Below are 21,079 nucleotides of genomic sequence, written 5' to 3'. Positions count from 1 at the left end.
TCTTAATCAACGAGAAGAGGAGAGAGACGCATGATTAATCGACAAGGATTTCCGGAAGGTTTTCTGTGGGGCGGCGCCATTGCCGCCAATCAGGCTGAAGGTGGATTCGATGCAGGTGGCAAAGGCTGGTCCACAGCGGACATGGTTCCTTATTTTGAGAAAAAAGACTACACCAATCTAAGAGAGCTCATGCATGTGACGACTGCAACCGTTGAGAAAGCAATGTCCCACCTTAGTGCGGAGGGTTATCCGAAACGCTATGGGATTGATTTTTATCATCGCTTCAAAGAGGATATCGCGCTATTCGCGGAGCTTGGTTTCAAGACTTTTCGTCTATCGATCAACTGGCCGCGTATTTTCCCAAACGGTTATGATGCAGAACCTAATGAAGAAGGACTGCGCTTCTATGACGAAGTATTCGATGAACTGCGCAAGCACAACATTGAACCACTCGTAACACTTTCTCATTATGAAATGCCAATGGCACTGGTACTGAAGTATAACGGCTGGGCTGGCCGGGAGGTCATTGGTCATTTTCTGAGATATGCTGAAACGGTAATGACCCGTTACAAAGACAAGGTTAAATATTGGCTGACGTTTAATGAAATCAACACCACCATCATTGAGCCGTTCACAGGTGGAGGCATTATCGAAGACCGCGTGGACAATGTGATGCAGGCTTCGTATCAGGCGCTTCATCACCAATTCGTGGCCAGCAGTCTGGTTACGGAAAAAGCTCGTCAGATTAATCCGGAGTTCCAGATTGGCTGTATGCTTGCTCGCATGATTCACTATCCGGCCACTTCGAAACCGGAGGATGTGCTGCAGGCACAGATTGATAACCAACTGAATCTGCTGCATACCGATGTGCAGGTTCGCGGAAGTTATCCAACCTTCATGGCACGTTACTGGGCTGAGCATGGAATCTCCATTGTTATGGAACCAGGCGATGAAGAACTGTTGAAAAAGCACACGGTCGATTTCATCTCGTTCAGCTACTACACGTCCTTGGTGTCTGCTGTAAATCCGGAGGAATATGGAGTAACCGGAGGCAACCTGTACAGCACCATTAAAAACCCGAATCTGGAACGTACAGAATGGGGCTGGCAGCTTGACCCCATCGGTCTTCGCGTAGCGCTCAAAGAGCTGTATGATCGTTATCAATTACCATTATTCGTCGTGGAGAACGGACTAGGTGCCAAGGATACAGTTGAGGCTGACGGTTCCATTAGCGATTATTACCGGATTGATTACCTGAGAAAACATATTACGCAAATGAAGGAAGCCGTTATGGATGGTGTGGACCTCATGGGTTACACCAACTGGGGAGCGATTGACATCATCAGTGCCTCCACCTCCGAGATGTCCAAGCGTTATGGCGTAATCTACGTCGATCAGGACGATAACGGACAAGGTACATTGAACCGTTATAAGAAAAAAAGCTTTGGCTGGTATCAAAAAGTTATTGCTTCCAACGGTGAAGATTTGGCTTAATTCAAAATGGCAGCCCCAGGCGCGGCAGGTGAGCGGCGCAGGGGGCGCCTTTTTTTATCCATAGATGAGCTGGTAAAAAGAATAGCTTCATGACACCCGGGGTGATATACTGTGTTCGTACTGGGGAGGGATAACATGAAAAAACCAATCATTGCGGTAGACATGGATGATACAATCTGTCATCTGGTCCGGCGAGCCATTTATCACAACAACATCAATTTCCCGACCCATCCGCTGCGTTATGAGGATATGACTCATTGGGATACGTCTCACTTGCGTCATCCGGAGAGCACTCATGAAGTTTTTTATGGTCGGCCGGGACTATTTGAGGAATTGGAGCTGTACGACGAGTACGTTGTAGATGAAATGAAGAAGCTAAATGAAGCTTATGACGTTATTATTGTGACGGCAGCAGATCCGAAGACCGTGGTGGAAAAGTGGAACTGGCTTCAGCGCCATATGCCCTTTATCACGGCGGAGCAGTTTATCACATGCAAACGAAAAAATTTGATTAACTTTGACTTGTTAATTGATGACGGAGCACATAATTTGATTCCGGCTTGGAAAGCGGGAAAGAAAGTCATTTGTATCCCTCATCCGTGGAATGGGAGTGAGCGGGCACAGTATCCGTTTCCCTTGATGTCCAGTTGGAAAGGGGCCAAGGCGTACATAGATGACTTGTTTGAGACTGCAAGTGGCTAGTCAAAGTAGCAAAAGGAAGGTCCAGGACATCAGGTTCTGGATTTTTTGCGATATGTCAGCGGCGTTTCCCCGGTAATTCGTTTGAAAACGTTGTAGAATGTGTCTACATCCCGGTAGCCGACAAGCTCGGCGATGAGGCTAACTTTATGCTGTGAGCTCTTCAGGAGTTCACGGCTTTTTTGTATGCGCAGGTGCTGGAGGTAAGAGCTGAACGTCTGTCCTGTATAGCTTAGGAACATGCGGCCAATTTGCTTTTCGCTCCAACCTGATCGGTGAGATAGATCACTCATGCGAATGCGCATGCCGAGATGCTGATCCAGATATTGAAGGATGTATTCAAAATCGGAAGAGGGCCCTTGTTCACCGTGCTTTTTCTGATACAGCTGTCTGTAGGTCGTTACGATAAGCTGGCAAACGAGTGTGAATAACATACTGGACGAACCGATTCCCGCAACGGAGGTTTCATGGTAGAGCTTCACCATCAATTCTTCAATCTGACGATTCGGATCACCAATGGATATATAAGAGACCTCATTGTTGGCCAAATCGATCAGGTGGCTTCGAATGTCCTCTTCCTGAATGGTGAGGGACAGTTTATGTATCAGCTCTATATGGAACAGACAGTTATATATGATAAGCGGATGCTCTGAGACATTGGAGGATGATGGACGAAATACATGGGGAACGCCCACCGGGATGACAAACAGCATGCCTTTTTGAACCGGGACAATGTCCTGATCAATGTGATGGAAACCCGCGCCTTCCGCAACATAACCGTATTCCAAGAAATCATGGGCATGGAAAGGCAGGTTGAAGTCTTCGGTACATCTATTCACAAATAGCTGCAGTTCGGAGTTGAAGAAGAGTTCACTTTTTAACAGGTGCACAGATGAGTTCATGTCTTCACCTCCTTAAGGTTATGGCCGAATTACCGGGTTAAACAGTCCTCATTACCGGGTATTTCCTTGATTGGGATTAGTATAATTATAGCGTAAGCCTGTGTTGGAAACCACGATGGAAAGGAATGTTTATCCTATGTTGACCATCAATCATCTTCGTTGCGAGTATAAAGTAAATCCGATTGGTCTGGATGTCGAATCACCCAGATTAAGCTGGCAATTGCAGTCGGACCAGCGAAACTGCGTTCAATCTGCCTATCAAATTCAATTATCTCTAACGGATGGCCATGAACAGACCGTGTGGGATTCCGGAAAAGTCATCTCCGATCAGTCCATCCATGTGGAACTGGCTGGTTGGGAGCCTCAGGCACGAACCCGGTATTATTATCGTATACGTGTCTGGGACGCTGATGAAGAGCAATCTGCCTGGTCAGCAGCAGCATTCTTCGAAATGGGACTGATGGACAGCAAGAATTCGTGGCAGGCTGATTGGATTACGTCCAGACCCAAAGATGAGCATGATACGGCATGTCCTCGCCTACGTACGACGTTTGAACTGAAACAAGAGGTAACACGTGCAAGAATTTATGTAACAGCTCTTGGACTCTATGAGTTGCACCTGAATAATAAGAGAGTGGGTCAGGATTATTTCACGCCTGGATGGACCAGTTATGGTAAGCGGTTGCAATACCAGGTGTATGATGTCACTGATCTTCTGCAAGCAGGTGGGAATGTTTTGGGTGCATACCTTGGTGACGGTTGGTATAAAGGTCATTTGGGATGGAATAAAGAAAAGAGGATATTCGGAGATCAAGCAGCTTTACTGCTGGAACTCCATATTGACTACGCGGATGGAACGGTAGAAAGCATTCTGTCTAATGGAGACTGGAAGACGGCGAGCAGTGCCATCCGTATGTCTGATATTTACATGGGGGAGACCTACGATGCACGCTTGGAGACGGATTGGACAGATAACACTTCAACCCGCTGGTCACCTGTGGATGTATTGGAATATACCAAGGATATTATCGTTGCTCAGGAGAACGTACCTGTTACCAGGGTGCAGGAGCTCGAGCCTATCGCCTTGATCACAACTCCACAGGGAGACCTTGTGCTCGACATGGGGCAAAATATGGTGGGATGGGTGAAATTCAACATCGAGGGTAAACAAGGGCATACCGTTGAATTAAGACACGCTGAGATTTTGGATCATGAGGGTAACTTTTATACCGAGAATCTGCGCGGAGCAGCGCAGTCTATTCAATATACGTTAAAAGGTGAGGGGGTTGAGTCATATGAACCCCATTTCACATTTCAGGGATTCCGTTATGTGAAGCTCATCGGCTTCGCGGAATCCATAAATCTAGATGACTTTAGGGGAGTGGTGCTGCACTCCGATATGGAGCGAACAAGTGATTTCCAATGCTCCAGCCCGCTTGTAAACCAGCTTCATCACAACATACTCTGGGGACAAAAGGGGAATTTTCTTGACGTACCGACAGATTGTCCACAGCGGGATGAACGTCTTGGTTGGACCGGCGACGCCCAGATGTTTATTCGGACAGCTTCATATCTAATGAACACGGGCCCCTTCTTCACAAAATGGCTGCGGGATCTACAGGCAGATCAGGGCGAGGACGGCGGTATTCCCTTTTTCGTTCCGGATCTAAGAGGTTCAACTTCAGAGGGCTGGGGAGATACCAGTCATTCCTCGGCTGCTTGGGGCGATGCAGCGGTTATCTGTCCCTGGACCATTTACGAGATGTATGGGGACATCAGACTGCTTGCCGAGCAATATGACAGCATGAAACGTTGGGTTCATTATATTTATCAGCAAGGTAACAATCCATACTTATGGAACACGGGATTTCACTTTGGGGATTGGCTCGGACTTGATTCCAAGCCGGACAGCTACATTGGTGCGACGGACAAGGATTTTGTGGCAACGGCGTTCTATGCCTATTCGGTCTCACTCGTGAGAAAGACGGCCGCAGTTCTTGGGCAGGGCGAGGATGAAGCATACTATGCAAAATTGCATGAACATATTGTAACGGCATTCCGTGAGGAATTTGTTACGCCAGCGGGGAAATTGGCGGTTCCTACACAAACAGCCCATGTTCTTGCCCTGCATTTTGAATTACTGGATGCTAAGGCAAGACAGCGGGCTATAGACCAACTGGGGAAACTGATTGTAGATGCAGGGAATCATCTGACAACCGGTTTTGTGGGTACCCCATACCTGAATCCGGTACTTAGCGAAACGGGTCATCATGATCTGGCTTACACGCTGCTCTTTCAGGAAGACTACCCGTCCTGGCTGTATCAGGTGACGAAAGGGGCGACGACTGTCTGGGAACATTGGGACGGGATAAAAGAAGATGGAAGCCTATGGAGTGCAGATATGAATTCATTCAACCATTATGCGTACGGTGCGATTGGAGAGTGGCTATACCGTTATGTTGCTGGCATCCGTTCCGATGAGAAATCTCCGGGCTTCCGTGTTGTGCATTTTGAGCCGCAGCCTGGTCCGGGTTTGGATTGGGTGGAAGCAAGTCTTGATACGATGTATGGACGTGTGGGTTCCCGCTGGTATCGCGGGGAACACAATGAGATGGAAGTGCATGTAACCATTCCCGCAAATGTAACGGGTATCGTTGTTTTGCCGGGTGCAAGCCTGCAGACAGTTATGGAGGATGGTCTTCCTTTGCACAAGGTGCCGCATCTTCAGGGTGTTCAAACGAAAGAATCTCACGTGAAGATTGATTTGGGATCGGGAAGTTACCATTTCACATACAAGTGTGTGTAGGAATCGGTGCCCGTAATCATAAAGTAATATAGATAGAGGAATATAAGCACATTGAAAAAAGGATCTGCATTAACGCAGGTCCTTCTTCATTTTTATATAATGTAGTTGTAGTATTAGGGAAAGGAGAGTGTACTTCGTATGACAAAAGAACAAGTCAGACTCGTTAAACCATCAATTGTTTATCAAGAAGCATACATGGCATTTTATCAGGATTGGCTCCAAAGTGGAGAATTGATGGTACCTTGGGTTATTGCAAAAGATCCAAGTGATTTTGAAGGAATGGTAGCCTCTCTTCATCGGAATGAACAAGGAATCGACATTCCGGAAGGGTGGGTCAAGGATAGTACATACTGGCTTGTGACAGAGACAGGCAAGATGGTTGGAGCCGTTAATATCAGGCATGAGCTTACGGACAAACTGTTCAACAGTGGTGGACATATCGGCTATGGAATTCGTCCAGATGAGCGTCGGAACCATTATGGGTCACAGATCCTTGAACTGAGCCTGGTTAAGGCTAGGGAGCTTGGAATTACCAAAGTGCTGGTTGTGTGCGACGCCCACAATATCGCTTCCAAAAAAGTCATTCTTCGTAATGGAGGAGTGCAGGATCAACATTATGTTGAGCCAGATGGTAACGTAGTGGAGCGATTCTGGATTGATAATGTCGAATAATGTTGAATATGTGTGTGGATTGACGAAAATAATATAGATATCGATTGTATAACCCTCTCAGGCTGATTACAATGAAGTGTAGAATCTGGATTGCGGCCGGAAACTATCATCCCATATCAGTCATAAGTGAGGTTTTATCATGAATCAACCGGTTAATCGGCCCCGGCGAATTGAATATCTGGATCTGTTTCGGGCTATTGCCATCATGGCGGTGGTTGCCATCCATGCAACATCCACAGCAGTTACCCATTATCCCACTCATTCACAGGGCCATGATTTTTATTTTTTCTGGAACAGTATACTGCAATTTGCGGTGCCTGCGTTTCTGTTTTTGTCCTCGCTTGTTTTGTTCTACAATTATAGTGCCAGGGTGAAGGAACCGGGGTGGATGTTCGGATTTTATAAAAAACGTCTGCTCTATGTGTTTGTGCCTTATGTGATGTGGTCATTCATTTATTTTGGGGTCAAACAGCTGCTGGCACGTCATGATCCAATGTCTCATTTTACGTTTTTTCTTAAACAATTGCTCACAGGAACGGCCCATACGCACTTATACTTTTTTCTTATTATTCTTCAGTTTTATGTAGTATTTCCGTTACTATTATCACTAACCCGGTTTCGTTTATTTAAGCGTTATCTGCCTTTATTCTTCATTGCAGCTCAGGCTGTCTTTTATGTGCTGCATCTTCAGTTTCACTTCGAACGAATGGGAAGTCTACTGCCGAGTTATCTGATCGTTATTGGGTTTGGCGCGTGGATTGGCCTGAACTTTAACGTTTCTCTGGAGAAACTGCGTTCATACCGCTATCTTTTAATTTTGGCCTTTTTAAGCGGAGCTTTTATATTTATATATGGCAGTGTCTACATAAAAACATCCTTAACTGCAATACCAATCGTGCAGTATACCTTGCTGTTTTTGTTCCGGAATTTGTTTACACTTTCTGCATGTTTGTTATTGCTGATGGGATGTGAACGAATAGCGGCAAAAAAGCGGGATCGAGCACATCGGATTCATCGTCTCTTCGACTCACTGGGTACAGTGGCCTTCGGCGTATTCTTGATGCACCCATTAGTATTGTTATTCTGGAGACGGGAGTTCTCGGTGGAACTGGCCCGGCATTTTAGTCTTGGCATACTACTGTCATACGTCGTTGCCCTGCTGCTCTCTTGGGTAGTAGCGATTGGATTACGGCGAATGAAATGGGGCTGGGCGTTGATTGGGCGCTAAATTTGAATATTATATTTAAGAATATGAATTAAGAGATTCTAAAGCTCCTGATGAAAAAAAGGGGAACTCGAATCTCTTCTTTATTTGCTTTTAAAGAGGTATTATGGATGAATGTCCAGAAAATTCAAGTAATTTATATCCAAAGGAGGAGTGATGGGATGAAGTTTGTCATCATTTTTGGTCCACAAGCGGTCGGGAAGATGACCGTCGGCCAGGAACTGGAGAAGATCACGGATCTGAAGTTGTTTCATAATCACATGACCATCGAACTGGTATCTCCCTATTTCAGTTATGGTACACCTCAAGGTAAACGACTGGTGAGTCTGTTTCGTCAGGAAATTTTTGAAGAAGTGGCGAAGAGCAATCTTCCAGGCTTGATCTTTACATACGTGTGGGCGTTTGATTCCATAGAGGATGCAGAATATATCCGTAAAATCAGTGAGCTGTTCACTGCTCAGGGCGGACAGGTGTGTTATGTCGAATTGGAGGCAGATATGCCGGAGCGATTGAAACGTAACCGGAGTCCTCACCGGCTGCTGCACAAGGCAACGAAGCGAAACGTGGAATGGTCTGAACAGGATTTGCTAGAAAGCATGAACAAGCACCAACTGAATTCAGTCCCGGGAGAATTTACACATGAGCACTATATTCGAATCAATAACACACATAAAAGTCCTGAAGAGGTGGCAGAAGCCATCAAGAAAAGATTTAATCTATAATCAGCGATCCGCAAGCCTTTAAACGTTCGCACACATGGGAACCTGAGAACTGGCTCGCCAAGGAGAAATCACCCTAACCAGCACGTATTATCGCTGCGCATGCTAGCAAATTAGGTGTTACGGAGGACGATGTCGTCCGTTTTTTGCAAGAATTGTATGAGAAGCGATTGTACTAATATTTGCAAAGTCTAAGGAGTTGAATCATATTGTTTGTACTCATCTTGATGATTGCAGGAGCCATTGTAAGTCTTTTGGTTCCGTACGGCACTGTCATCGTCATTGGTGTTATTCTCGGACTTGTGGTGGATAATTATCGAAATACGTTATATATTCGTGAAGATATCCGTACGATCAAGAAGCATCTGGGGCTCATGAACAACAAGGAAGCAGAAGAATACGAATTCGAGAAAGAGTTGAGTCAACAGGATCAACTTACTTCTGATGAGATTCGTGTGATCAACAAGAGGATTGTAGCTGAGCTGGAGAAGGAAAATAGAAATAAGAAAAACTAGGATTGCAAGTTTGCTTCGTCCTGCAATTTAATGCAAAAAAGTGATCGTTTCTCCTCGGGTCGGTAATTCATTCAACTTTCTCTCATTAACCATGAATGGTATGGAATACTGGCGATCTAAGAGCGGAAAATGGATGAGTATTGCTCTTCATATGTTGGGCGTATATTATTCATTCGAGAGGAATTAATGCAAATGCTTCAAGAACATAAGGGAGAGACTGAATAAAATAAAACAGATGGAACCAGATTAAATTTATTGTTGCACATTGTAGAAAATTGTAATACCATGAACGCACATATCGTAGATATTGAAGTTGAAAAGGGCAGGACCTATGACCTCGTTGAAGGTATGGCTTGTCTTTTTCTGTATATTGGGGTGGATAAAGTGAAAATCGAGAAGGTGCTGAACAATAATGCTGTAGTTGCCATTCAGGATGGGCGCGAAGTCATCGTCATTGGCCGAGGTATAGCTTTTCAGAAGCGGGCAGGTGATCAGGTCTCCGAGGAGCAAATTGACAAGATCTTTACTTTGCAGAACGAAGATATCCAGGAAAACTTCAAAACATTAATCGCCAGCATACCGCTGGAATACATGAAAGTTTCCGAAGAGATCATCGCGTATGCCAAACTGAAATTGGGCAAAAAATTGAATGACAGCATCTATCTCCATCTTACAGATCATATCCATTTCGCCATTGAGCGATATCGCAAGAACCTGCCTATACGAAATGGACTACTGTGGGAAACGAAACAGTTGTACAAGGATGAGTACGAAGTGGGACTTGAGGCACTCAACATGATTTGTGATCAATTTGGTGTCCTGTTACCGGAAGATGAAGCCGGATTTATGGCATTACATTTTGTAAATGCAGCACTTAACGAAGAAATGCCAAATATTCGAAGCATGACACAGGTGATGCAAGAGGTGCTGACGATCATCAAGTACCATTTCAAAATGGATTTTGACGAGAACTCGCTGAACTATTACCAATTTGTGACACATCTGAAATTTTTCGCCCAACGTCTGGTCAAAGGGAAGCACTATAAAAATAACAATGATGATGAATTGTTTGAATTGATCCAGAAGAAGTACCCTGAAGCGCACAAGTGCTCGGAAAAAATCAAAAAATTTATTGAAAATAACTACACGTATCAACTTACTAACGAGGAAATGATGTACCTGTCAATTCATATTGAACGCGTGGTGCACGCCACTTCAGAGTAGTTTGATTATCCAAAATATTCCACTAAAAAAGCGCTTGCAAAAGTCCAGAAGTTATATTATTATGAATCCATAAAGTAAGCGCATACAAAATCGGATTGTAACTGTTCAATCAGGCAATGCCGATCACTCCAGGTCAGTAGACTGGTTGCAACTTACTTTAAGATGAAGTTGTTGAAGTAACAACTGAATATCGCTGTGTACAGCCTTACAGGGTTGCAACCAATTAAGGGCAAAACCTGAATTGCTGAATAACACGACTTGTTTCCGGATCATCCGGCACGTTGTGTATGTTCAGTAGTTCAGGTTTTCTTTGTTTCACAAGCATGGGGAGTCTACTTAGAGAGGGAGAATAACTATGAATTACGATCAACTGGCCAAAGACATCCTATCCCGTGTAGGTGGTTCTGGTAACGTGAACAGCGTTTTCCACTGTGTAACCAGATTACGTTTTAAACTGAAAAATGAAAGCGTCACTAAAACAGAAGAGATTAAAAATCTGCCCGGCGTTATTACGGTTATGCAGAGTGGTGGACAATATCAGGTAGTCATCGGCAATGAAGTGCCGGATGTATATAAAGCGATTGTGAAGGTGGGCAACTTGCCGACAGAAGGTCAGGTTGAAGAGACGAAGGAAGAATCGGGGAAAAAAGTAGGATTGTTCAGCCGATTTATCGATATGATCTCGGGAGTTTTCACTCCACTTCTCGGCTTGCTTGCTGCAACAGGGATGATCAAAGGGTTTACAGCCATGTTTCTATCCTTCGGCTGGTTGACGGACACATCCGGAACGTACCATTTGCTGAATGCAACGGGTGACTGTCTGTTCTACTTCTTCCCGGTATTCCTTGGTTATACAGCTATCAAGAAATTTGGCGGCTCACCGTTTCTGGGTATGGCCATCGGTGCTACACTGGTTTATCCTACGCTGTCCGGTTTGACTGCAGGAGATCCATTGTACACATTGTTCGCAGGTACGTTGTTTGAATCACCGATCCATATTACATTTCTAGGTATTCCTGTGATCCTGATGAACTATTCATCTTCGGTTATTCCAATTATTATTGCTACATTCTTTGCCGTGAAAATCGAAAGATTCTTCAAAAATGTTATTCCTAAAGTGGTTAGCACATTCCTTGTTCCATTCTTCACGCTGCTTGTTATCGTTCCGGCAACGTTCCTTGTGATTGGTCCAGTATCCACTTGGGCTGGACAGTTGATCGGTGCAGGAGCAACCGGGATATATGATCTGAGCCCACTTCTTACAGGACTTATCATTGGCGGTCTGTGGCAGGTGTTTGTACTGTTCGGTCTTCACTGGGGTCTGGTTCCAGTCATGCTTCTGAACCTCAGTACGTCCGGAGCGGATCCGGTGGTTGCCATGTCGTTCGCTGCATCCTTTGCTCAGATTGGTGCGGTACTTGCCGTAATGTTGAGAACTAAAAATGCCAAACTGAAATCTTTGAGTATTCCGGCCTTCATCTCTGGCATCTTCGGTGTTACCGAGCCGGCAATCTATGGTGTGACCCTTCCACTGAAAAAACCGTTTATCATGAGCTGTATTGCAGGTGGTATTGGCGGCGCCATACTGGGATTCTTCGGCTCGAAAATGTACATGTTTGGCGGACTTGGCGTATTCGGTTATCCGACCTTCATTAACCCGGCCACAGGTGTTGATTCAACATTCTACATGGCACTTGTTGCAACAGCCGTTGCGTTCATACTTGGTTTTGTTCTTACGTATGTAGTTGGTTTCAAGGAAGCTGCTGCACCTGTACCAGCTCCGGCAGCTGCACCAGCACCTGCACTCGATCCCAATCCGAACAGCAAATACGAAATCTTCAGCCCAATGGCTGGCGAAGTTATTCAATTGAAGGAAATTAACGACATTACGTTTGCTGGTGAGCATATGGGTAAAGGTATTGCGATTCGACCAACAAGTGGCCGAGTGGTATCTCCAATCACAGGTGTTGTACAGACAGTTTACCGCACAAAGCATGCGATTGGACTTGTGACGGATGATGGTGTAGAGATGTTGATCCACATTGGACAAGATACGGTACAACTGAAAGGTCAACATTTCAACGCTCATGTAAAAGATGGTGACCGGGTCAACGTTGGAGATTTGATTATGGAGTTTGATCTGCAGGCCATCAAGGATGCCGGTTATGAGACGGTTACTCCCATTATTATTACGAATACTTCAAATTACCTGGATGTTGTGAGCACAGAGAATGCATCGGTGAACGAAAAAGACAAATTGCTGACGGTGCTTGGTTAAATCAAGTTACGATGAAGAGGAGGAGTGCTTGATGTTTGAAAAGCCAACTTCCTTTCCGGAGAGTTTTCTCTGGGGAGGAGCTACAGCAGCGAATCAGCTGGAAGGTGCCTATCTGGAAGGAGGGAAAGGATTGACTACGGTCGATCTAATCCCTACCGGGTCTAGGCGTTTCCCCATTGCGATGGGGAACCTGGACTCGTTCGAACCCAAGGAAGGCGAGTTCTACCCTTCTCATGAAGCCATTGATTTCTATCATCGGTACAAGGAAGACATTGCTTTATTTGCCGAAATGGGGTTCAAATGTTTAAGACTTTCGATCGCCTGGTCTCGCATCTTCCCGAACGGGGATGACGCCGAGCCCAATGAGGCAGGCCTGCAATTCTATGATGATGTCTTCGATGAATTGTTGAAATATAACATCGAACCGGTCGTTACCATTTGTCATTTTGATGTACCTGTACATCTCGTGCAAACATATGGCGGCTGGAAGAACCGCAAGATGATTGGATTTTTTGAGACCTATGCGAAGACGTTATTCCATCGATATCAGGACAAAGTGAAATACTGGATGACGTTTAACGAAATTAATATGCTTCTGCATCTACCTTATATTGGTGCAGGTATCGTCCTGCAAGAGGGAGAGGACAAGCAGCAGATCTTGTATCAGGCGGCCCATCATGAACTGGTAGCCAGTGCACTTGCCGTCAAGGCGTGTCACGAGATGATTCCCGGTGCACAGATCGGATGTATGCTGGCGGCAGGTATGGTTTATCCCTACACATCCAATCCGGAGGACGTATGGAAGGCGATGGAGCAGGATCGCGAGTCATTTTTCTTCATTGATGTTCAGTCCAAGGGGGCATACCCGGGCTACACAAAGCGTTTCTTCAGAGAAAACGGGATTCATATTGAGATACAGCCAGAAGATGCCGAGCTTCTTAAGCAAAATACGGTGGACTATATTGGCTTCAGCTATTATGCCAGCCGCTGCACAAGCACCGATCCGGAGATTTTGAAAGATTCAACCGAGGGCAATGTATTTGGTTCCGTGAAAAATCCTTATCTTGATGCATCGGAATGGGGATGGACCATTGATCCGAAAGGTCTGCGAATTACCTGCAATCAGCTGCACGATCGCTACGGCAAGCCATTATTCATTGTGGAAAATGGTCTTGGTGCTACAGATGTATTGCTGGATAATGATACGGTGGAGGATGATTATCGCATTGACTATCTGGACCGTCATTTTGCCGAGATGGCAGAGGCCATTCAGGACGGAGTCGAGATCATTGGATATACGAGCTGGGGCCCGATTGATTTGGTCAGTGCAGGTACAGGAGAAATGAAGAAACGTTATGGTTACATCTATGTAGACCGAAACAACGACGGAACGGGTTCGCTGAGAAGGGTGAAAAAGAAAAGCTTCCACTGGTACAAAGACGTCATTGCTACTCGAGGTGCACAATACTTCTAAGTGCTGTCCAGTAAGTGAAATTCAGAAAAAGGGAGGAGCAGTCCTGTGTTATACACGGTTCTGCTCCTGTTTTGTTCAATTGAACAGAACTTAGGGAAATTCACTTTTATAGGTTCATCGAGGAGAAAAACCAATTATGGGACTTGCAGACTCCGTTGTGCATTTAGCCTGCCATACTGCCAATAGACACCGGACCCGGATACAGGATCGGAGGCAAAGCACAACGCATCACGGATCTGGGCATTGGTTTTGCCTTGGGCAGCAAGCAAGGCAGCTACACCTGCTACTTGTGGTGCAGCCATTGATGTTCCGCTCATATATGCGTACGAGCTGCCGAGATAAGTCGACAGTATGCTGTCACCCGGAGCAGCCATATCAACCCATGCACCATAGTTGGAAAAATTGGATTTCAGATCGGAAGGATTGGTGGAAGCGACAGCAATCACATTGGGGTAGGAAGCGGGCACGATTGGATACGAAGTATTGTCATTGCCGGCAGCAGCAATAATGACTGCCCCGCGGTCCCAAGCATACTGTACCGCAGCCTGCAAGAAGGCATCGCCGACAGGTCCGCCCAGACTCAAATTCACCACTTGTATACCGTTATTGGCAGCATAGACCAGCCCGTTGCCGACATTGCCCATGGTTCCCATTCCGCTATCATCCAGCACACGAATAGGTACGATGGATGCAAGCGGAGCAACGCCAGCGATGCCAGCTCCATTATTCGTGACCGAAGCCGCAATACCGGCCACATGTGTTCCATGTCCGTTTCCGTCCTCAGGGATGGTGTCATAGCTAACATAGTCATAACCAGGAAGGAGCTTGCTTGCAAGCTCGGGGTGGTTTAGCTGCACTCCGGTATCAATAATGGCTATTTTGATGGAGCTGTTGCTTTGGCTAATATCCCAAGCCGCAGGCGCGTTAATTTTTTGCAGGTTATTCTGATAAGGGAAGTAGGGGTCATTCGGGGTATAGGATGCCTGAGCGAGGTAATTGGGTTCTACATGTTCAATGAGTTCATGATCCTTATAATACTTTAGCATGCGATGCATGATTCTGTTTGATTCGACCCGATACCAGCCGAGATCCTCATAAGTTTCGGCAACTTTGCATCTTCCTTTTTTATGCAGAGTGTGCATTTGATCTGCTGTGGTGCCGTCTTTAAACTTGACCATAAGCTGCTTGGGAGCATGGGGATGAAATTTTCGCGTTTCTAGGATGTCTTCTACGTAACGATATACAAGTCCCAGCATGAGCAGAAATGCAGCAGAGATACCCAGCCATAGCCACATCGCTTTTTCCCCCTTGTGAGTTTGATTTGGTAACACGTCTTATCGTATGCAGAGTCTCTCAAATCGCGCGGGCTTTCTATCATTTTGGATAGGAGTACAGCTAGATTGATAGAAGAAAATTAATTAGGTAAGATGATGGGAGAGAGCGAACTCACTAAGAAAGCGGGTTCGGGGTAACTGCAATAAGCAGGCTCTAATTTACAGGATAGGAATGAAAATATGGTAAAACAGCTCCAAACAGTGCCCAAGGTAATGAAGGTTCAGCTCCATCAGATTGAGCAAGCTGTTGATTTTGCCATGCGTGTCCGCAGAGAAGTATTTCCAATGATGAATCATGAACAGATACCTGCGGATCTGATGCAATTTAGAGAACATTATATGGAGACAGCAGGTGCGGTCTTTCTGGTAGCCGTAACGGAGGAAGCGGACATTGTAGGCTCCATCGGCATTGTGCCATATGATGGCCGGATTCAGGTGATCGAAGGCCGGTACACGGAACAATCCGCAGCTGAAATTGTAAAATGTTATGTCGATCCTGCCTATCGCAGATACGGTATTGGTTCACTTTTGGTGAAAGAGCTGGAGCGTGTGGTAAGAGAAATGCCGTACACCACGCTATACCTACACACCCACCGTTTTTTGCCTGGGGCTGTGGATTTCTGGAAGCGTCAAGGATTTACAATCGTGACCGAAGAGCATAATGAGTGGCAAATCGTGCATATGGATAAGCCTGCGGAGAAGTGACTCGTAATGTATACGTGTTTTGCATGAATGGATGGTTACAACATGGCATGAGACATAAAGGGGGCAGATGCAGATGAACACACGGACACACGGACACAGAAAATAGTCTTTATCGATATTGACGGAACACTGGTGGATGATGATGGGAACATACCTGTTTCAGCTCAGCGAGCTTGCAGACAGGCTCGTGCGAATGGACATCTGCTTTATTTGTGCACAGGGCGTTCGAAGGCGGAAATTTATGATTCCATCTGGGACGTCGGATTCGACGGTCTGATTGGTGCAGGTGGCGGATACGTGGAGTTTGGAGAGGAAGTCCTTTATCATAAAAAGGTAACGGCTGAAGACGTTCGGCATATGGTCGATTTTTTCAATGAACATCAGATTGATTTCTATCTGGAATCCAATTCGGCCCTCTATGCAAGCAGCAATCTTCAACCCCATCTCGAACGTCGCATATACGGTGATGTGGAGAATGATCCGGCAGCCAGAGCGAAAAAGGAACAGAAGCCACATCCCTTTATCACCGGTCTGACCTACGGTGAAGCCGACTTATATAAGGATGATGTCAATAAGGTTTGTTTTCTGGAAAGTGCTGTGGTTCCGTTCGAACGGATCAAGCAGGAATTTCAGGGCAAATTCGAGGTAATCCAATGTACCGTACCTATCTTTGGAGAGGGAAGCGGGGAGCTCATGATTCCGGGCATTCACAAGGCAATTGCGATTGCGGATCTGCTGGAACACCTGGGCATGTCTCGGGAAGACACACTGGCCATCGGAGACGGCATGAATGATGCGGAGATGCTGGAATTTTGCAATATAGGTATTGCCATGGGCAACGCGAAGCCCGGTCTGAAAGCCATCGCCGATGACATTACCGAAACCATTGACGAAGATGGGTTGTATCACAGTTTTGTGAAGTATGGCTTGATTTAGTCCTATGTTCTTGAGATTTCTCCCTCCTGAATAGAATCATAGCGTGCGTTAGATTACACAATTCCTGTGCACTGTCCGATATATATTAAGTACCCTCATTTACTAGATACATAAAGGAGTGCAGAACATGGATATTGCAGCATTATCAATGGCCATGAGTCAAACGTCGCTGGCGCAGTCGGCGAGTTTGCAGGTGATGTCATTGTCGAAAAACATGGCAGAACAACAAGGTCAACAGCTTACGGAAATGTTAAAATCTGTTCCAGCCCCACATCCGAATCTCGGAAGTAGTCTGGATATTTCAGTGTAGACGTTTTCGAAGAAATGCATGTTCAAAAACAATTGCAGCAAGCGAACCCAAACGGTTTCAATTCATGGAATTGAAGCAGTTTGGGTTGTTTTTTTACGACTAGGAATGATGGAGGATCATACTTCCAAAAAGCTGACGAGCCTTGTCCCAATCCACGCCGAGTTTACCTTGCCATCCAGCCCACGGCATCTCCATGTCGGAGCGGCCTTTCGTATTGCTGAGCAGTAATTCGGCATTCAGCAGCTCTTCGATATTGGTCCAATGATCAGGATGAAGGGGGAGAATCTGGTTCGGCAGAACACCCACGCGGGATAAAGATTTCAATATGCCTCGGCGGATGCCAGCCTGTCCTTTGATCAATTTCTCGGCTGTGAGCCGTTTCTCATATTTTCCCGGAGATTCATCGCTCTCTGCCTGATCCAAACTATGAAGCAGTTGATTGAAGGCGTATATGTCCTTTTCACTCGGTGTAATGGATTGATGTTCAAGCAGGGAAACTAGCTCTGTCAAATCAGCATATGCCCCTAAACTAGTTGAACTGTAATCGTGTCCCAAATGAACGGCATAGCGAATATAGGACAAATTATCCCATGCGTCATTCCTGTTACGGCTTAAACCGCAGTATTTACAACAATGGAATTGTTTCGCTTCTTCATAAGCATGGTGCTGCATGTGAACCATCATATAGTAGCTTCCAAGTGTAGTTATGCCTCGGGGATAACTTCCGCCAACACCCGCCACAAATGCATTGGTGATCGTGGTCCAGGATAGATGTTCATTTTGCTGCAAATCAATTAATTGTTGAATAATTTCGTCATGCGAAATTAGCTCCAGATTATTAGGAACCCAGCCGTGCGTATGTAATATGTCTTGTTCGTCAGCAGTTAGTGTATCCGTTTGATACACCATCACTTGGCGCTCCCTGTCATACTTGCCGTTGGTATGCAGGTACAGCTTTTTAAGCACTCTCATGCATTGTTTGTTCATGAGCATCTCCTCAAAAGTTAGTTGCTTACCCTAAGACTTCGTATAGGCTTCATTGCTTCCTTTCATTATAAATGAGATGATGGCTATATTACAGATATGAGAAGCGGTGAAGCATGCGAATTAATAAATACATAAGTGAAACGGGTTTCTGCTCACGGAGAGAGACAGACCGCTTAATTGCAGCCGGACGCATTACGATCAATGGTGAGGTATGTGTAAAAGGGGCAGAGGTTGAAGCAGAAGATATCGTCCTGATCGACGGCAAGGAAATCCCTCAGGTTGATCGTGAGCCTGTATATCTGGCTCTGAACAAACCAATAGGTATTGTCTGTACGGCGGCACAGCAAGTCGAGGGCAATATTATACAATATGTGAATTATCCATCACGCATCTTTGCCGTAGGCAGGCTGGATAAAGCCTCCGAAGGTTTGATTTTGCTTACGAACGATGGAGAGATTGTTAACAAAATGATGCGCTCAGAGCACAATCATGAGAAAGAGTACGTGGTGACCGTGGATAAACCGATTACAGATGAATTCCTAAGAATGATGTCCCAAGGAGTCGAGATTCTGGACGTAATAACCAAGCCATGCGAAGTATATCGCCACCGTGAGAATGTTTTTCGGATTATTCTGACACAGGGGCTTAACCTGCAAATTCGCAGAATGTGCAAAGCCTTGGGGTACAAAGTGCTGAAACTGGAGCGCATCCGTATTATGAATATCACACTGGATCAGCTGGAACGAGGACAATGGAGGCATCTGGAGAAGCATGAGCTGAGTACGCTGCTTGCCAGACTGAATTAGCTGACTACTCCTAGCTTGGATAATGACATTTGTGCAAAAGGTAAGTCATCGCACGCAAACATTAAGAGGGCACTAATCCTGAAAGGATGTATAGTGCCTTCTTTTGCGTTCCAAACGACCAGAGCCTAATGGATCTCGGACAACTTCGATCCGGGGGCATGCTTCCGAACTTTTCGTTCTGAGATGATGGAACCTAGGAGTGTTAACACCGCACCAAGCATGGTAACCCAAGTAATGGGTTCATGCAGCAGCAGTGTAGAGGCTAACAATGTAATTACAGGCACCAAATAAATGTAAACACTGGTTTTCACTGCTCCCAGAAGGCTTACCGCCCTATTCCAGGTTACAAAGCACAACGCAGAAGCGCCTACCCCGAGAAAAAGAAGATTGGAAAGGTTGGACAGATCGGCTAACCGCTTCATGTCAAAATGGAATTCGAACAGGAATAAGGCAGGGAGCATGAACAAAAGCCCGTAAAAGAACACTTTGCGTGTTGCGCCAATGGTGTGATAGTGAAGATCGCCTATTTTACGCATAAGGACGGAATAGATTGCCCAGACCGCAGGAGCCACAAAAGCAAGCAGATCGCCCAGCGGATTCAGCTGCAGGCTGTAACTCCCATGGAACGCAATGATCACAATGCCTGTCAAAGCAATAGCAAAACCGACGACAAAATGCCGTGATAACGGCTCATCCTTCAGGAAGAAATGCGCAAGCACAGCGGTGAAGAAGGGTGCGATGGACACAATGACACCTGCGTTGGAAGCCAGTGTGAAAACAAGCGCGATATTTTCGATCAAAAAATACAATGTGACTCCGCACAGTCCGGCCGCCATAAAAAGCATCTCATCCCGAAACGTTGATATCCGCATCACGCGTGGGTAGATCAGGAACAACACCACATATCCAATCAGAAAACGAAACAACAGGATTTCCACAGGTGTAAAGTCTATGAGCAGAATTTTTGTGGAGATAAAAGTGGTCCCCCAGATCAAAATCGTTAGCAAGGCGAGCAGGTGACCAGCCGTATGTTTATTTTCACTCATCGTGAAACACGGTCCTGCAGCCGTTGGGACTCGTATTCATGGTTAAAGATTCGGTAATATTGTTTGGGCGTTAAACCGATTAGTTTTTTGAAAAAGTTCGTAAAATGGCTCTGATCGCTGAATCCCGTCTGGGCGGATACCTCAAGCGGCAGCGTTCCTTGTTCCAATAAGCGTTTGGCCTGATTAATACGAATCGTTTCCAGATACCGATATGGTGAGATGCCTTTTTGGCGAGTAAATAGACGTACCAGATGATACTTGCTCATTCCACTTCGCTCAGCTAACTCACCCAGCGATATACTTTCCATGTAATGAGACTCTATGTATTCGCAGATACACTTGACTTCGATCGTGACATCTTGAGTAGAGACGGAGGATTCAGCATCTGCATAATCCCGAAGCAGCTGTTCCAGCAGCAGAAGCAGCAGCTCTTCTTTGCTAAAATCGGATTGCTCCTCCAAAATCATCAAATGCAGATCATGCAAAGAGCCGACCAATTCGTGTTGATAGAGTACGGGTGCTGTGAAGTGCGGCAGATAATCTTGTCCGGTAATTTCGCGGGTGTATTCTCTCATGACCTCTGGCTGGATATTAATACAGCGATAATCGAGTGTTCTTCCGTCAATCCCTTCACAGGCGTGGGGGTCATGAGGGTTAAATATAATCATGTCGCCCGTATTTAGCACATACTCCTGATTATTGCAGACCAGATGTCGCTTGCCCTGCTCAATAAAACCAATGACATAATAGTCATGAAAGTGATTGGGGAATTTCTGCATGATGCCCTGGAATTGATAAGCTTCAAGCTGCAGATCGGTGTCAAATACAACGGTTCGTACTTCGCGATTCATGCTGCACCTTCTTTCTCGTAAGTTCTTGTCAGTATAAACTGAAAAGAAGGCAATTTCTTGGACGATATTGCGCTCGCGCATGTATAAATAGCAGGG

19 protein-coding genes are annotated in these 21,079 nt (G+C 45.6%); 14 read left to right on the top strand and 5 right to left on the bottom strand.

Features of this window, described 5'->3' with window-relative positions; translation table 11 throughout:
* The first annotated feature begins 30 nt into the window (after nucleotides 1–30).
* Together F4V51_RS17890 and F4V51_RS17885 are read left to right on the top strand one after the other, a co-directional pair.
* Nucleotides 31–1,494, top strand: coding sequence for a glycoside hydrolase family 1 protein (locus F4V51_RS17890; protein ID WP_153979091.1), 1,464 nt, complete (start codon nucleotides 31–33; stop codon nucleotides 1,492–1,494).
* A 135-nt stretch (nucleotides 1,495–1,629) separates the two neighbouring features.
* Nucleotides 1,630–2,196, top strand: a complete 567-nt coding sequence (locus tag F4V51_RS17885; RefSeq protein WP_153979090.1) for a 5' nucleotidase, NT5C type — start codon at nucleotides 1,630–1,632, stop codon at nucleotides 2,194–2,196.
* Nucleotides 2,197–2,225: 29 nt separating this feature from the next.
* Here F4V51_RS17885 and F4V51_RS17880 read toward each other — a convergent pair whose 3' ends face one another.
* Nucleotides 2,226–3,095 (bottom strand): AraC family transcriptional regulator, encoded by an 870-nt coding sequence (locus tag F4V51_RS17880; RefSeq protein WP_153979089.1) that lies wholly within the window; start codon nucleotides 3,093–3,095, stop codon nucleotides 2,226–2,228.
* Nucleotides 3,096–3,231: 136 nt separating this feature from the next.
* On the opposite strand from F4V51_RS17880, the gene F4V51_RS17875 reads away from it, so the two are divergent.
* From F4V51_RS17875 to F4V51_RS17840, 8 genes are all read left to right on the top strand, one after another.
* On the top strand, nucleotides 3,232–5,901 hold the full coding sequence (locus F4V51_RS17875) for an alpha-L-rhamnosidase (RefSeq protein ID WP_153979088.1): 2,670 nt from the start codon (nucleotides 3,232–3,234) through the stop codon (nucleotides 5,899–5,901).
* A gap of 138 nt (nucleotides 5,902–6,039) precedes the next feature.
* Complete coding sequence (locus F4V51_RS17870) at nucleotides 6,040–6,573, top strand: GNAT family N-acetyltransferase (protein ID WP_153979087.1); 534 nt, start codon at nucleotides 6,040–6,042, stop codon at nucleotides 6,571–6,573.
* A gap of 139 nt (nucleotides 6,574–6,712) precedes the next feature.
* On the top strand, nucleotides 6,713–7,801 hold the full coding sequence (locus tag F4V51_RS17865) for an acyltransferase (protein ID WP_153979086.1): 1,089 nt from the start codon (nucleotides 6,713–6,715) through the stop codon (nucleotides 7,799–7,801).
* Nucleotides 7,802–7,959: 158 nt separating this feature from the next.
* Entirely contained in the window at nucleotides 7,960–8,520 is a 561-nt protein-coding gene (locus F4V51_RS17860; RefSeq protein ID WP_153979085.1) for a DEAD/DEAH box helicase family protein, read from the top strand.
* A gap of 206 nt (nucleotides 8,521–8,726) precedes the next feature.
* Complete coding sequence (locus tag F4V51_RS17855; protein ID WP_153979084.1) at nucleotides 8,727–9,032, top strand: hypothetical protein; 306 nt, start codon at nucleotides 8,727–8,729, stop codon at nucleotides 9,030–9,032.
* A gap of 384 nt (nucleotides 9,033–9,416) precedes the next feature.
* Complete coding sequence (licT, locus tag F4V51_RS17850) at nucleotides 9,417–10,256, top strand: BglG family transcription antiterminator LicT (protein ID WP_153980756.1); 840 nt, start codon at nucleotides 9,417–9,419, stop codon at nucleotides 10,254–10,256.
* Between the two features lie 355 nt (nucleotides 10,257–10,611).
* A complete protein-coding gene (locus F4V51_RS17845; protein ID WP_153979083.1) occupies nucleotides 10,612–12,534 on the top strand; it encodes a beta-glucoside-specific PTS transporter subunit IIABC in 1,923 nt (640 codons plus the stop codon).
* Nucleotides 12,535–12,565: 31 nt separating this feature from the next.
* A complete protein-coding gene (locus F4V51_RS17840; protein ID WP_153979082.1) occupies nucleotides 12,566–14,008 on the top strand; it encodes a 6-phospho-beta-glucosidase in 1,443 nt (480 codons plus the stop codon).
* 134 nt (nucleotides 14,009–14,142) lie between these two features.
* On the opposite strand, the gene F4V51_RS17835 is transcribed toward F4V51_RS17840, so the two are convergent.
* Entirely contained in the window at nucleotides 14,143–15,303 is a 1,161-nt protein-coding gene (locus F4V51_RS17835) for a S8 family peptidase (protein WP_153979081.1), read from the bottom strand.
* A 219-nt stretch (nucleotides 15,304–15,522) separates the two neighbouring features.
* On the opposite strand from F4V51_RS17835, the gene F4V51_RS17830 reads away from it, so the two are divergent.
* The 3 genes from F4V51_RS17830 (at nucleotide 15,523) to F4V51_RS17820 (ending at nucleotide 17,293) form a co-directional block, all read left to right on the top strand.
* Nucleotides 15,523–16,047 carry a GNAT family N-acetyltransferase gene (locus tag F4V51_RS17830; RefSeq protein WP_153979080.1) on the top strand — a complete coding sequence of 175 codons (525 nt, stop codon included), beginning with the start codon at nucleotides 15,523–15,525 and terminating at the stop codon, nucleotides 16,045–16,047.
* A 54-nt stretch (nucleotides 16,048–16,101) separates the two neighbouring features.
* Nucleotides 16,102–16,983 carry a Cof-type HAD-IIB family hydrolase gene (locus F4V51_RS17825; protein ID WP_153979079.1) on the top strand — a complete coding sequence of 294 codons (882 nt, stop codon included), beginning with the start codon at nucleotides 16,102–16,104 and terminating at the stop codon, nucleotides 16,981–16,983.
* Between the two features lie 127 nt (nucleotides 16,984–17,110).
* Entirely contained in the window at nucleotides 17,111–17,293 is a 183-nt protein-coding gene (locus F4V51_RS17820; RefSeq protein ID WP_095357337.1) for a YjfB family protein, read from the top strand.
* A gap of 99 nt (nucleotides 17,294–17,392) precedes the next feature.
* On the opposite strand, the gene F4V51_RS17815 is transcribed toward F4V51_RS17820, so the two are convergent.
* Complete coding sequence (locus tag F4V51_RS17815) at nucleotides 17,393–18,280, bottom strand: hypothetical protein (protein WP_153979078.1); 888 nt, start codon at nucleotides 18,278–18,280, stop codon at nucleotides 17,393–17,395.
* A gap of 113 nt (nucleotides 18,281–18,393) precedes the next feature.
* On the opposite strand from F4V51_RS17815, the gene F4V51_RS17810 reads away from it, so the two are divergent.
* A complete protein-coding gene (locus F4V51_RS17810) occupies nucleotides 18,394–19,086 on the top strand; it encodes a pseudouridine synthase (protein WP_153979077.1) in 693 nt (230 codons plus the stop codon).
* Between the two features lie 125 nt (nucleotides 19,087–19,211).
* Here F4V51_RS17810 and F4V51_RS17805 read toward each other — a convergent pair whose 3' ends face one another.
* On the bottom strand, nucleotides 19,212–20,132 hold the full coding sequence (locus tag F4V51_RS17805; RefSeq protein ID WP_153979076.1) for a DMT family transporter: 921 nt from the start codon (nucleotides 20,130–20,132) through the stop codon (nucleotides 19,212–19,214).
* Nucleotides 20,129–20,983, bottom strand: a complete 855-nt coding sequence (locus tag F4V51_RS17800) for an AraC family ligand binding domain-containing protein (protein WP_153979075.1) — start codon at nucleotides 20,981–20,983, stop codon at nucleotides 20,129–20,131. The genes F4V51_RS17805 and F4V51_RS17800 overlap by 4 nt, the downstream gene beginning before the upstream one ends.
* Nucleotides 20,984–21,079 lie beyond the last annotated feature (96 nt).

Origin of the sequence: Paenibacillus xylanilyticus, assembly GCF_009664365.1 — a bacterium.
In the GTDB taxonomy this organism is placed as follows: Bacteria; Bacillota; Bacilli; order Paenibacillales; family Paenibacillaceae; genus Paenibacillus; species Paenibacillus xylanilyticus_A.
Note: the sequence above shows the minus strand (reverse complement) of the source record. Positions and strands in the feature narration are given on the sequence as shown.

Bases quoted from the DNA above. Each gene is read 5' to 3' on its own strand.
- F4V51_RS17865 (WP_153979086.1), top strand. From the start codon at position 6,713: ATGAATCAACCGGTTAATCGGCCCCGGCGAATTGAATATCTGGATCTG.
- F4V51_RS17820 (WP_095357337.1), top strand. From the start codon at position 17,111: ATGGATATTGCAGCATTATCAATGGCCATGAGTCAAACGTCGCTGGCG.
- F4V51_RS17870 (WP_153979087.1), top strand. From the start codon at position 6,040: ATGACAAAAGAACAAGTCAGACTCGTTAAACCATCAATTGTTTATCAA.
- F4V51_RS17815 (WP_153979078.1), bottom strand. From the start codon at position 18,280: ATGAACAAACAATGCATGAGAGTGCTTAAAAAGCTGTACCTGCATACC.
- F4V51_RS17840 (WP_153979082.1), top strand. From the start codon at position 12,566: ATGTTTGAAAAGCCAACTTCCTTTCCGGAGAGTTTTCTCTGGGGAGGA.
- F4V51_RS17830 (WP_153979080.1), top strand. From the start codon at position 15,523: ATGGTAAAACAGCTCCAAACAGTGCCCAAGGTAATGAAGGTTCAGCTC.
- F4V51_RS17805 (WP_153979076.1), bottom strand. From the start codon at position 20,132: ATGAGTGAAAATAAACATACGGCTGGTCACCTGCTCGCCTTGCTAACG.
- F4V51_RS17835 (WP_153979081.1), bottom strand. From the start codon at position 15,303: ATGTGGCTATGGCTGGGTATCTCTGCTGCATTTCTGCTCATGCTGGGA.
- F4V51_RS17810 (WP_153979077.1), top strand. From the start codon at position 18,394: ATGCGAATTAATAAATACATAAGTGAAACGGGTTTCTGCTCACGGAGA.
- F4V51_RS17890 (WP_153979091.1), top strand. From the start codon at position 31: ATGATTAATCGACAAGGATTTCCGGAAGGTTTTCTGTGGGGCGGCGCC.
- F4V51_RS17860 (WP_153979085.1), top strand. From the start codon at position 7,960: ATGAAGTTTGTCATCATTTTTGGTCCACAAGCGGTCGGGAAGATGACC.
- F4V51_RS17880 (WP_153979089.1), bottom strand. From the start codon at position 3,095: ATGAACTCATCTGTGCACCTGTTAAAAAGTGAACTCTTCTTCAACTCC.
- F4V51_RS17875 (WP_153979088.1), top strand. From the start codon at position 3,232: ATGTTGACCATCAATCATCTTCGTTGCGAGTATAAAGTAAATCCGATT.
- F4V51_RS17800 (WP_153979075.1), bottom strand. From the start codon at position 20,983: ATGAATCGCGAAGTACGAACCGTTGTATTTGACACCGATCTGCAGCTT.
- F4V51_RS17845 (WP_153979083.1), top strand. From the start codon at position 10,612: ATGAATTACGATCAACTGGCCAAAGACATCCTATCCCGTGTAGGTGGT.
- F4V51_RS17885 (WP_153979090.1), top strand. From the start codon at position 1,630: ATGAAAAAACCAATCATTGCGGTAGACATGGATGATACAATCTGTCAT.